The following is a 12,827-nucleotide window of genomic DNA, read 5'->3' on the forward strand; positions in this document are numbered from 1 at the left end:
GAAACCGGCCCGAACAAAACACCCTGCACAAAAAAAGCGCGTCCGGAAAAATCCGAACGCACCGATCGAAAAAATACTGCCAGAGACGGATGCCCCGACATCCCGGCCCAAGAAACACCCTTATGCTTCGGGCTTGCGCAATTCGAGAAAGAGTTCATCCAGCTGCGCCGGGTCGATCTGCGACGGAGCATCGAGCATGACATCGCGGCCAGCATTGTTCTTCGGGAAAGCGATGTAGTCGCGGATCGACTCGCTGCCGCCGAAGAGCGAACACAGTCGGTCGAAACCGAAAGCCAAACCGCCGTGGGGAGGTGCGCCGAACTTGAAAGCATTCATCAGGAAGCCGAACTGCTCCTGCGCCTTCTCGGGCGTGAATCCCAAGCATTTAAAGATCGTTGCCTGCAACTTGGCATCGTGGATGCGGATCGAACCGCCGCCGATTTCGGTGCCGTTGCAAACGAAGTCGTAGGCATTGGCGCGTACGCGACCCGGGTCGCTCTCAAGATACTGGATGTCTTCGGGTTTGGGCGAGGTAAACGGATGGTGCATGGCATAGAAACGCTGCGTCTCGTCGTCCCACTCGAACATCGGGAAGTCGACCACCCACAGCGGCGCGAACTTCTTCGGGTCGCGCAGTCCCAGTTGCTGGGCCACCTCCAGGCGCAAGGCGCAGAGCTGAGTCAGTGCCTTGAACTTCTTGCCGCAGAGAATGAAGACCATGTCGCCGGCCTTGGCACCGCAGCGCTCGGCCATGGCGCGCACCTCATCGGACGAATAGAATTTGTCGACGGAGGACTTCACACCCTCCTCCTCCGTGCGGATCCAGATAAGGCCCTTGGCACCCACCTGCGGACGCTTGACGAACTCGGTAAGTGCGTCGATCTGCTTGCGGGTGTAGGCTGCGCAGCCCGGTGCGGCGAATCCGGCAACGTATTCGGCATCGTCGAAGACGCTGAAGCCATGCCCCTTGGCCAGGTCGGTCAGATCGGCGAATTCCATGCCGAAGCGCAGGTCGGGTTTGTCGGAACCGTATTTCTCCATCGCCTCAATCCACGGCATGCGGCGCAGCGGCCCCTCGAATTCGACATCCATGACGGTGCGGAACATGTGCTTGGCCCAACGCTCGAAGACTTCAAGGATGTCCTCCTGCTCGACGAACGCCATCTCGCAGTCGATCTGCGTGAACTCGGGCTGCCGGTCGGCACGCAAATCCTCGTCGCGGAAACAACGCACGATCTGGAAATAGCGGTCGTAACCGGCCACCATCAAGAGCTGTTTGAGCGTCTGCGGCGACTGGGGCAGGGCGTAGAACTGGTTGGGGTTCATGCGGCTGGGCACCACGAAGTCGCGCGCCCCCTCGGGCGTGGAGCCTACCAGGTAGGGCGTTTCGATCTCAAGGAATCCCTCGCTGTCCAGGAAGCGGCGGATCTCTTGCGCCATTTTGTGGCGCAGGATCATGTTGCGCTGAAGCGGGGCGCGGCGCAGGTCGAGGTAGCGGTACTTCATGCGCAGGTCGTCGCCGCCGTCGGAGTTCTCCTCGATGGTAAAGGGCGGGGTCTGCGCTTCGTTGAGCACGCGGATGCTCTCGGCCGAGACCTCGATGTCGCCCGTGGGCATCTTGGGGTTTTTGGACTCACGCTCGATGACGCGGCCCGTGACTTGCAACACCCATTCGCGACCCACGCGGGCCGCTGTTTCGCGCGCTTCGGCCGGGCAGTGTTCTTCGACGACGATCTGCGTCAGACCGTAGCGGTCGCGCAAGTCGATGAAAGTCATGGCGCCGAGGTTCCGCACTTTCTGCACCCACCCGGCCAGGGTGACGGTTTGGTTGACGTTGTCGGCCCGCAGGGCGCCGCAAGTATGGGTTCTATACATAAAAAAGGATGATTTATTCCGTTTTTGCAAGATACAAAGGTAGCTAAAATTCACAATTCATAATTCATAATCCACATTTTTTTCGAAAGGCGGCACGCCATACGGCGATTTTCGTTACTTTTGAAGCCGCAGGGACATGGCCCCGCACTCTAAAAATATGGACCAACAGCATAACGACGACGAAAAATTCATGCGCCTGGCGCTGGACGAAGCCCGCAAGGCGCTGAATGAACAGGAAGTGCCCATCGGCGCCGTGGTGGTGGCCGAGGGACGGATAATCGGCCGAGGCCACAACCTCGTAGAGACGCTCTCCGACCCGACGGCCCATGCCGAAATGCAAGCGCTGACCGCCGCCACGGCGACGCTGGGCGGGAAATACCTGCAACAATGCACGCTCTATGTGACCGTCGAGCCGTGCATCATGTGCGCCGGGGCCATCGCCTGGGCGCAGGTCGGGCGCGTGGTATGGGGCGCCGATGACCCGAAAAAAGGTTATCGCCGATACTCCGAGGCGGTTTTCCACCCCAAGACAACGGTCGGACGAGGCGTATTGCGTGAAGAATGCGAATCGCTGATGGGCGCGTTTTTTGCGTCGCTGCGCGAATAGGAAACCCAGGATTTTGAAAAAGAGGAAATAATTTTATACTTTTGTCTCCATCGCAGCATTCCGACACTGCGGAAATCGGGGTGCGAAGCCCCCTTTTTCGAAAGCCGGGTGCATGACCCGAACTCGTCCGGATCATCCGAGGCGAGAAATATGAACTTTTAAAATCAGGTATAAAATGAAAAAATTGTTTGTTTCGGTAATCGCGCTGCTGGCGACCGTGTCGCTCTCGGCGCAGGATGTCACGGCGATCTACAACGAAGCGGCTGCCGCATACGGAGCCAAAGACTTCGCCAATGCTGCCGCCAAGTTCGAACAGGTCATCGACCTGGGCATGGATAACGACGATGCTGCATCGCTGGTGGCGACGGCCAAATCGACGCTTCCCAAGTGCTATTTCATGATGGGCGGCGGCGCCATGCGCACCAAGAACTACGATGCGGCGCTGACCAACTTCACAAAGTCGGCCGAGTTGGCCGAACTCTACGGCGACATGACCCAGATGGCCAAGTCGAACGGCTGGGTAGCGAAAATCTACCAGGTGCAGGGCGGCGACGCATTCAACAATAAGGACTATGCGACGGCGGCGGAAATCTTCGCCAAGGGCTACAAGGCCGACCCGGACAACACGTCGATGGCCCTCAACTTGGCGATGAGCTACTGCGAAATGGGCAAATATGCCGAGGGCATGGAGATCTACGAGGCCATCGCCGCGAAGACCCATCCCAAGTATGCCGAGGATGCCGCCAAAGCCAAAGAAATGATGGCTCTCTACACCAACAACAAGGTGGCCGAAATGCAGGCTGCCGGCGACTTCGCAGGCATCATCGCCATGGCCGACGCTCAACTGGAGAAGAATCCCGAGAGCGCTCTGTTCCAGAACGTACGCTTGCAGGCCTATGCCAACAAGAAAGACTATGCCAAGGTAATCGAATTGGGAGAAACCGCCGCGGCCGCACAGAACGACGAAGCCGACAAGTCGCTGATGTACTACTTGTTGGGTGCTGCCTACAACGCCCGCGACATGAAGCCGCAGGCGATCGCCGCGTTCAAGCAGGTAACCGCAGGCCCCGCAGCCGAAAATGCTGCGGCAGCATTGGCCGAGCTGACGAAATAACCGTCCGTCTCTGCGCATTCGATCGAAAGTCCCGGGCTTCGGCCCGGGGCTTTTTTGTTTTGGCCGACACCCAAGGAACCGATCTGCTCCGAACATTACGACATTACGCCCCAGACCTGCCGCATGGAACGCCGCCCGCGGGCATCATCAAATTCGCTTTTCATTCTTCGATTTCCGATTTTTGGTGTATCTTTGTCGTCGGATAAAACGACTTCTCCATGGAAACCAAAACATTGCTCGACCGGATCGGCTCGTGGGTCTGGTGGCGTACGTGGCTGCTGATCTTCATAGGCTGTTCGATCATGGGCGCCGGATTCGTGCTCTTCATCAATCCCTACAACTTCGTGCCGGGCGGCGTATACGGCATGGGCATCGTACTGCACAATATTTTCCCCTCGATCCAGGTCGGCACGTTCGGCTACATGTTCGACGTGCCCCTGATGTTCACGGCCATGCTGGTTTTCGGCGGGCAGTTCGGCACGCGCACCGTGCTGGCGGCGCTCTACACGCCCGGCTTCATGAACATCCTGACCCGTTTGGTCTATCCCGATGCGGCGGCCGTCGAGTCGCTCGATCCAGCGTTGTTGCTGAACGGGCACCTCGATCTTTCGAACGACCTGCTGCTGACCTGCATCATGGGTGCCGTGCTCGTAGGCGTGGGACAAGGTCTTGTCGTGCGCCAACAAGCCACCACGGGCGGCACGGACATCGTGGGCATGCTGTTGCAAAAGTTCACTGGCATCAAATTCTCGACGGGCATCTTCCTGGCCGACGGTTTCGTGGTGGTCTCGGGACTGGTGGTCATCGGCTTCGGTCTGGGTACGGGCCAGGCGGCGCCCAACGGCTGGATGCTCACGCTTTACTCGCTGCTGACGATCTATGTGTCGTCGCGCGTAGTGGCTTATATGCTCGACGGCGCGTCGTACGACAAACTGCTGTTCATCATCAGCGACCACCACGACCAACTCAAAAAGTTCATCCTGGATGACTTGAACCGAAGCGCCACCTACATCAAGTCGAAAGGCATGTACACGGATGCGGCACGCGAAATGATCTTTCTGGTGGTCAGCCGCAAAGAAGTACGCCAGGTACAACACAAGATCAAGGAGATCGACCCGCGTGCTTTTGTAGTGGTAACCGACGCCTACGAAACGTTCGGCGAAGGCTTCAAGCAATTCCCCGACAAAAACGAAATCCAAGCAGAATAACGGAACGCACCGTCGAAACGACCTGAAGCACCCCGCTCCGCAACCGGCTATCCGGCGATACAGCTACAAAACGGAAAAACAGGAGAAAGGCGCGAAAAACAAATTACGAAATTTTCAACTATACACTTTGAATCTTGAATTAAATACCTTGCGGCCTCTTTCGGGGGCAGGCCGAAAACTCTACATCGAGACCTACGGTTGTCAGATGAACGTCGGCGATTCGGAAATCGTGGTTTCGGTAATGCAACAGGAGGGCTACGTCTACACCGAAAACCAGGAGGAGGCCGACGTGATCCTGATAAACACCTGCTCGATCCGCGACAATGCAGAGCAGCGCATCCGGGGCCGGCTGGCCGACATGAAACGGCTGCGGCGCAACAAACCCTCGCTGATCGTCGGCATCCTCGGCTGCATGGCCGAGCGGCTGAAGGAACAGCTGCTCGAAGGGCCTGCGGGCGTCGACATCGTAGCCGGGCCGGACGCCTATCGCGACCTGCCGCGACTCGTTCGCGAAGCCGAAGCGGGCGGCAAGGGGGTCAACGTGCTGCTCTCCACCGAGGAGACCTACGCCGAAATCGCCCCCGTGCGGCTCGACAAAAACGGCGTCAGCGCTTTCGTCTCGATCATGCGGGGCTGCAACAACTTCTGCTCCTACTGCGTGGTGCCCTACACCCGCGGCCGCGAACGGAGCCGCGATCCCGAAACGATCCTGGCCGAGGTGCGCACGCTTTTCGACAACGGCTACCGCGAAGTGACGCTCCTGGGCCAGAATGTCAACTCCTATCGGGCCGGCGAAGTCGACTTCCCCGAGCTGGTGCACCGGGTGGCACTCGTCTCGCCGCTGCTGCGCGTGCGGTTCGCCACGTCGCATCCCAAGGATATGAGCGACCGGCTGCTCGACGTCATGGCTTCGACACCCAATGTCTGCCGCTCGATCCACCTGCCGGCCCAGTCGGGCGCCACGTCGATGCTCGAACGCATGAACCGCAAGTATACGCGCGAGTGGTATCTCGACCGCATCGCCGCCATCCGCCGCCGCATGCCCGACTGCGGCATCACGACCGACCTGATCGCCGGCTTCTCGGGCGAAACCGAGGAGGAACACGCGCAGACCCTTTCGCTCATGCGCGAGGTGGGCTACGACTCTGCGTTCATGTTCAAATATTCGGAACGTCCGGGTACCTTTGCATCGAAGCATCTGCCCGACGACATTCCCGACGACGTGAAATCGCGCCGCCTGCAAGAGATCATCGCCTTGCAGAACGAACTGGGCAAAGCAAGTTACCGCCGCGACGTAGGCAAAGAATTCGAAGTGCTGGTCGAGGGGGTGTCGAAACGCGATCCCGGACAACTCTCGGGCCGCACGCCGCAAAACAAGGTGGTGGTTTTCGACCGCGGCACGCACAAAACGGGCGACTATGTTCGGGTGCGCATTACCGGCAACACCTCGGCGACCCTCTTTGGAGAAGAAATCAAATGACAACCGACGCCCCGACTTTCGGTGCGTTACGATTACACAGATACGATTAAAAAATATTTTTTTCTATGCGATTCGACGAACTTGACCTGGAAGATGAAATTCTCGACGGTCTCTACGATATGAATTTCAGCGAGATGACGCCCGTGCAGGAACACACCATTCCTGTGATTCTGGAAGGGCGGGACATCATCGGCTGCGCCCAGACCGGCACGGGCAAGACGGCGGCCTACACGCTGCCACTGCTGAACCGCCTGCTCATCGAGGGCAACGAAGACAACGTGATCAAATCGGTCATTATCGTCCCCACGCGTGAGCTGGCCCAGCAGATCGACCAGCAGTTCCAGGGTTTCTCCTATTATCTGCCCGTTTCGACCACCGTCGTCTACGGCGGCGGCGACGGCAAGGGCTGGGACGTGCAGAAACGGGGCATGCTGATGGGTTCCGACGTGGTAATCGCCACCCCGGGCCGCATGATCTCCCACATCCAGAACAGCGGCATCGACCTTTCGCACGTGGAATGCGTGATCCTGGACGAGGCCGACCGCATGCTGGACATGGGTTTCAGCGACGACATCATGAAGATCATCTCCTACATGCCCAAGGAGCGCCAAACGATCATGTTCTCGGCGACACTGCCGCCTAAAATCCGCGAATTGGCGAAAACCATTCTGCGCAACCCCGCCGAAGTCAACATCGCCATCTCGAAACCCAACGAGGCGATCGACCAGTCGGCTTACGTCTGCTACGAAAATCAGAAAGCGGGCATCATCCGCGAACTCTTCGCCCAACCCACCGAATCGAAGACCATCATCTTCTCGTCGTCGAAGATGAAGGTTAAGGAACTGGCCCACACACTCAAGCGCATGAAGCTGAACGTGGCGCCGATGCACTCCGATCTGGAACAGGCGCAGCGCGAAGAAGTGATGCTGGCTTTCAAAAACAACAAGGTAAACATCCTGGTGGCTACGGACATCGTGGCCCGAGGCATCGACATCGAAGACATCGGCCTGGTCATCAACTACGACGTGCCGCACGACCCTGAAGACTACATCCACCGCATCGGCCGTACGGCCCGCGCCGCGGCGACAGGCAGCGCCATCACGTTCGTCAACGAGGAGGAGCAGGGCAAGTTCCACCAGATCGAGAAGTTCATCGAACGCGAAATCCGCAAGGCCGACCTGCCCGAATCCGTGGGCGAAGGACCGGCCTATGCTCCCGCCGAAAACCGCGGACGCGGCGGCAGAGGGCGCGGCGGACGTTCGGGCGGAGGCTCCGGGCGCGGAGGGCGCGACCGCGCCGGACGCAAGCGAAGCGGTCAAAAACCCGCCGGCGAACCGGCTGCCGCAGTCGCTGCGGCAACGGGAGTTTCGGCCGACAACGACCATGCCTCGGGCCGGGGCGAGGGCAATCGCGGTTCGCGCGACCGCAAGCGCCGCCACCGCGGAGGACGCCGGCACCGCCGCAGCGGACAAAGCGGGACGAACGGACTGCCGTCCAATCCGACGGAATCCCAAGAATAAGCTAAATCGCACGACGGGCGGGCCGATGAAGCGGTCATGCTGTCCGAAAACACGTTTACGCTACCCGGAGTCGCACGCCCTGCGCCTTGTCGGCTTCGACGACCACAGTATCGCCCTCGTGGAGCCGCCCGTCGATAATCAAGGCCGAGAGCGGATCCTCGACATGATCCATCAATGTACGCTTGAGCGACCGCACGCCGTAACGCTGCTCGTATCCCAATGCAGCCAGGCGCCGCTTGGCATTGGCAGTAATCTTCACGTTGTAACCCAACCGCCGCGTACGGGTGAACAGTCCTTCCAGCTCCAACTCGATGATGCGCTCGACATCGGCGACCTCCAAGGTGCGGAAGATCACGATGTCGTCGATGCGGTTGAGAAACTCGGGTGCGAAAGTCTGCTCCAACGCCTTGCGATACTCGATCTGCGGCGTCACGGAAACCGTCGCACTCTTGGATGCGGTGCTGTAACCCACATGCACGGCTTTCTGCACTGCGGCCCGCGAACCGACATTGGACGTCATGATGATGATCGTGTTGCGGAAATCGACGCGGCGACCCGCACCATCGGTTAGATGTCCCTCGTCGAAGAGCTGCAACAAGGTGTTGAAGACCTCGGGATGGGCTTTCTCGATCTCGTCCAGCAGCACCACCGAATAAGGCCGGCGCCGCACCGCCTCGGTAAGCTGTCCGCCCTCGCCGTAGCCGACGTAACCCGGAGGCGAGCCGATCAGCCGCGCGACGTTGTGTTTCTCGCCGTACTCGCTCATGTCGATGCGGATCAACCCCATGCGCTCGTCGAAAAGCCACTTGGACACCTCCTTGGCCAAGAGCGTCTTTCCCACGCCGGTAGGGCCGACGAACAGAAAGACCCCGATGGGCCGGCGCTCATCCTTCAATCCGGCGCGCGACCGGCGGATGGTGCGCGAAATCTTCTCCACGGCATCCTCCTGCCCCACTACGCGGCCGGACAGATGATCGCGCAGCGTGCGCAGACGCCCGGCCTCGCCGTCGGAAACCCGCTCGGCCGGGATACCGGTCATAGCCGTGATGACTTGGCGGATGTGCTCCTCGGTAATCTCCGCAGGGTTCTTTTCGAGCGACCGCCGCCACTCGGAGCGCGTACGGTCGATCCGGCTGCGCAGCGCTATTTCGCGCAGCCGGGCCGAAGCGGCCTTCTCGTAGATCATGGCCTCGACCGCCTCGCGCCGCTCCCGCTGCACATCGCCGACAGCCGCCTCCATTTCGCGCAGCTCGTCGGGTTCGCACGCCGCTTGAAGATGCGCCCGCGAGCCGGCTTCGTCGAGCACGTCGATCGCCTTGTCGGGAAAGAACCGGTCGGTAATGTAACGCTCGGCAAGCGCCACGCACGCCTCCAGGGCCGCATCGCTGTAACGCACCTTGTGGTGCCGCTCATAATGGGGCGCTATGTTGCGCAGGATGCGGAGCGTCTGTTCGGAAGTGGTCGGCTCGACGACGACCTTCTGGAAGCGCCGTTCGAGCGCCGAATCGCTCTCGATATTCTCGCGATATTCGTCGAGCGTGGTGGCTCCGATGGTCTGCAACTCGCCGCGCGCAAGAGCCGGCTTGAGGATATTGGCCGTATCGAGACTGCCCTGCGTCGAACCGGCACCGACGATGGTGTGTATTTCATCGATGAAGATGATCGTATCTTTAGCCTTGCGCAACTCGTCCAAGAGTTGCTGCATGCGCTCCTCGAACTCGCCGCGGAACTTCGTGCCGGCGACCAGCGCCGAGACGTCGAGTGAAAAAAGCGTCTTGTCGGCGATCGTATAAGGTACGTCCCCGGCGGCGATGCGCAGAGCCAGCCCCTCGACAATGGCGCTTTTGCCGACGCCGGCCTCGCCGATGAGAATCGGGTTGTTCTTCTTACGCCGCGACAGGATCTGCACCACACGTTCGATTTCCTGCTCGCGTCCGATCACGGGATCGATCCGCCCCTCGCGGGCCATACGGGTAAGGTTGACGCCGAATTTGTCGAGCAGATGTTCCTGCTGCGGCTCGTCGGGCCGGTTGGCCGAGGAAAAGTCGAGCAGATGGACTTGCACCTCCGTACGGAAGTCGTCGCCCACGGCGAACTTCTGCAACTCGGCAGCCAACGAGTCGGCCGTCACGCCGTACATCTCCAGCGTACGGGCCGTCACGGTAGCCGGGTCGGAGACGATGAGCAGCAACGCATGAGCCGTGGAGATGCTCCGCACGGCACCCGACTTCTCGCGCAGTTCGTCGCCGAAACCGCGGTAGAACGTCTCGGGGTCGAGACGCTCCGACGGCTGTACGGCAGCGATGTCGCGTTCGATGCGCAAACGTATCTGGTAAACCTCCCAGTCCTTGAGCTGAGCCGAAAGCAGCTGATAAGCCAACGCCCCCTCCTCGCGGAGCAGTTCCAGCGCGAGATGATCCTTGAGCGAATGGGTAACGCCCGCTTTGGCCGTATTGAACGCCGCGCGAGCAAGGACGCTTTCGAGCGTCTTCGAAATTTTCAGTTGCATGTTGCGTCGTTGTTTTTTGAATTCGCAAAGAAAACGACGCCAAAGGCCCTTTTATTGCATCGGACGGATTAGCCGAACGGACAGGTGCCCGCCATACGCTGAACGAACGGGAATTAGGAAAAAACCGAACTCCGCGTCTTAACTGCGAAATCCGGAAAAAGGGAGGCTGCTACCCTTTCCTCGGCCACTCGCCCACCTCCATGTCGCGCATGGCCGCCCCTTCGACAACGAGACGCACGGCCGTACGCACACGATGGAAGCCGAACTCGCCGGCAGCACCAGGATTGACGGTCAACATGTCGTAGACGGGATCGTAGACGACCTTGAGGATGTGCGAATGCCCCGAAACGAAGAGTTTCGGACGCACGGACTGGATGCGGGCGACGGCACGCAGATCGTAACGCCGGGGATAACCGCCGATATGGGTCATCAGCACCTGTACCTCCTCGCAACGGAAAGCGGCGAAATCGGAATAGACCCGCCGGGTCAGCCCGCCGTCGATATTGCCCGCCACGGCGCGCAAAGGCTTGAAAGCGGCAATCTCGTCGGCCAGGGAGAGCGACCCGATGTCGCCCGCATGCCATATTTCGTCGACATCGCGGAAAAATTCGCGCAGCTTGTCGTCGAACGTCCCGTGGGTATCGGAAAGAATACCGATGCGCTTCATCTTGCACCCTCCTACTCGGTCAACAACGTGTCGCTGTTCCATTCGCCGGCGACATCGGAATAGACGAACGGCCGCGGCTCGTCGAAACGCTTCATCCGCAGATAGGTTTCGTAGAGGTTGATCCCGTTGGCCGAGCGGCGGGCCAGGTCGAACGCAACTACCGAAGGATGGAGCTTGGCGCCATGATAGCTGTCTTCGGCCCGTTCGAGATAGGCTCCGAGCCATGCCGGATCGTTGGACGGATTGCCCCCGCGGCGCCGCGAATCGCCGCTGCGGCTGGTGTCGACGGGCGCCGTGACGATCAGGTAGAGACCCAGCCGGTCGCACAGATCGAAAAGCGACTGCGACACAGGCCCGGGCAACAACCGCAGTGCATTGTATCCCTTGGTGCGCAATGCCTCGATCTCCCCGGCCCCGATGTCGGGCCGCACCTCGCATACGCGCAAGGCGACAGGCCGATCGTTGACCGAGAGCACGCCGTTGTCCGTCCCGACGGTGCGGAATCCCGGCCGGAACTCCGAACACTCCACTACATGCCCCTCATACTGCGTTTTCAGGCGCAAAGCATAGCGCACGGGGTGCGCGGCACTCCATTGCAAACTATCGGGAATGCGGGCAAGAAACCGAATCGTATCTTCGCGCCGCATGTCGAGGGTCATCTCTTCGTGACCGACCGCCGCCGCAGTGCCGTCGGGAGCGGTCAGCTCATAATGGATGCGCGACGTACGGGGATTGAGCGCACAACTTTTGACGACAATCCCGACTTCGGCCGCCAAAAAATCGTCGGACGGATTGTTGCGCCGCGTCTTGACCGTCACGTCCCGCACATACATGGTAGGACGGCTTGCGAGCCATACAGCACCGAGAACGGGCGCCGAAGCAGGCAATTTCCAACTTTCGAGCACCGCGGCGGCATCCGGCTCCGAGAGCACGATTTCGAGCGTATTCGCCCCCTCGCGGGTCATGCGCGTGAGGTTGAAGTTCGCCGGTGCACTGCCGTTGCTGTTGTAGGCGACCGCATGCCCGTTGACACGCACCTCGTAACCAGCCGACGCATGCTCGACATGCAGCATGACCTGCCGGCCGATCCACGCAAATGGCACGGTAAAAGGCGCCGAGAAACGGTTCCCGTCGAGCACCCACCCGTCGAGCGGGGCAGCATAAAGATTGCCGCCATCGGTCGCTGCCAGCCCAGCACAAGCCGCCGCACGACCCTGCGGCAATTCGCGCCCATAGGAAGGCACATATTCCTGCGCCCGAAGCGCTCCGCAACATGCGGCAAGAATCAACATCGAAAGTAAGACTCGCATAGCATCCATCGCTTGGCCCGCGGAATCGCGGACAATTTATACGGGACGAAGATACGAAGAATTTTGGATAAAGTAAGGTTATGGAGAGGAATAAGGTTAAGTGTTTGAGAGGCAGAAATGTTACCCGTTGATTCTCGTCGAGTTGCGAAAAGGTCGAAAAGCAGGATTTCGAGAGGTTGAGCAAAGGATTCGTTACTTATCCGTTGCCTTTTCGAAGGCTGGGGAGAGGTTGCAGAAAGCTTCACTACGTCTCTCTGAAAACGGGTCTGCACTTCGAGGGACGCCGGTTTTCTCGCAAGAGTTCACGACAAAGGTAGTCGTTTTACTCGGAGTTTCGCAAAAAGACGGCTTCGGTGTTGAAAGCATAGTATCTTATTCTATGTTCCGCTTTGCTTTTCATGGCTTCAAATAACTCTATATCAGTTAATTTTGCAAACGGTTAATAGAGTTATGAATCACGAGGATGTAAAGGTTGCGTTCTATGGAAAACCCAGGCGCGGATGACCCCTGCGGCCAGGTTGTTTTGACCCCATAAGC

The 12,827-nt window shown here is 59.5% G+C and carries 9 protein-coding genes; 5 read left to right on the plus strand and 4 right to left on the minus strand.

Features of this window, described 5'->3' with window-relative positions:
* Nucleotides 1-120: 120 nt before the first annotated feature.
* Nucleotides 121-1,875 (minus strand): aspartate--tRNA ligase, encoded by a 1,755-nt coding sequence (gene aspS, locus QZ298_RS07560; protein ID WP_296007538.1) that lies wholly within the window; start codon nucleotides 1,873-1,875, stop codon nucleotides 121-123.
* Between the two features lie 157 nt (nucleotides 1,876-2,032).
* Between aspS and QZ298_RS07565 the strand changes: the two genes are divergently transcribed.
* From QZ298_RS07565 to QZ298_RS07585, 5 genes are all read left to right on the plus strand, one after another.
* Nucleotides 2,033-2,482 carry a nucleoside deaminase gene (locus QZ298_RS07565; RefSeq protein WP_296007541.1) on the plus strand — a complete coding sequence of 150 codons (450 nt, stop codon included), beginning with the start codon at nucleotides 2,033-2,035 and terminating at the stop codon, nucleotides 2,480-2,482.
* A gap of 175 nt (nucleotides 2,483-2,657) precedes the next feature.
* Nucleotides 2,658-3,596 (plus strand): tetratricopeptide repeat protein, encoded by a 939-nt coding sequence (locus QZ298_RS07570; protein ID WP_296007543.1) that lies wholly within the window; start codon nucleotides 2,658-2,660, stop codon nucleotides 3,594-3,596.
* 218 nt (nucleotides 3,597-3,814) lie between these two features.
* Nucleotides 3,815-4,804 carry a YitT family protein gene (locus QZ298_RS07575; protein WP_296007548.1) on the plus strand — a complete coding sequence of 330 codons (990 nt, stop codon included), beginning with the start codon at nucleotides 3,815-3,817 and terminating at the stop codon, nucleotides 4,802-4,804.
* A 127-nt stretch (nucleotides 4,805-4,931) separates the two neighbouring features.
* On the plus strand, nucleotides 4,932-6,284 hold the full coding sequence (gene miaB, locus QZ298_RS07580; RefSeq protein ID WP_296007550.1) for a tRNA (N6-isopentenyl adenosine(37)-C2)-methylthiotransferase MiaB: 1,353 nt from the start codon (nucleotides 4,932-4,934) through the stop codon (nucleotides 6,282-6,284).
* 65 nt (nucleotides 6,285-6,349) lie between these two features.
* The gene (locus QZ298_RS07585) at nucleotides 6,350-7,804 is read left to right on the plus strand and encodes a DEAD/DEAH box helicase (RefSeq protein WP_296007553.1); all 1,455 of its coding nucleotides are present in this window, start codon (nucleotides 6,350-6,352) and stop codon (nucleotides 7,802-7,804) included.
* Nucleotides 7,805-7,859: 55 nt separating this feature from the next.
* Here QZ298_RS07585 and QZ298_RS07590 read toward each other — a convergent pair whose 3' ends face one another.
* From QZ298_RS07590 to QZ298_RS07600, 3 genes are all read right to left on the minus strand, one after another.
* Complete coding sequence (locus tag QZ298_RS07590) at nucleotides 7,860-10,313, minus strand: ATP-dependent Clp protease ATP-binding subunit (RefSeq protein WP_296007556.1); 2,454 nt, start codon at nucleotides 10,311-10,313, stop codon at nucleotides 7,860-7,862.
* Between the two features lie 169 nt (nucleotides 10,314-10,482).
* On the minus strand, nucleotides 10,483-10,980 hold the full coding sequence (locus QZ298_RS07595; protein ID WP_296007559.1) for a metallophosphoesterase family protein: 498 nt from the start codon (nucleotides 10,978-10,980) through the stop codon (nucleotides 10,483-10,485).
* Between the two features lie 11 nt (nucleotides 10,981-10,991).
* Entirely contained in the window at nucleotides 10,992-12,290 is a 1,299-nt protein-coding gene (locus tag QZ298_RS07600) for a glycoside hydrolase family 2 TIM barrel-domain containing protein (protein ID WP_296007561.1), read from the minus strand.
* Nucleotides 12,291-12,827: the final 537 nt, after the last annotated feature.

Origin of the sequence: uncultured Alistipes sp. (assembly GCF_910580175.1) — a bacterium.
Classification (GTDB): domain Bacteria; phylum Bacteroidota; class Bacteroidia; order Bacteroidales; family Rikenellaceae; genus Alistipes.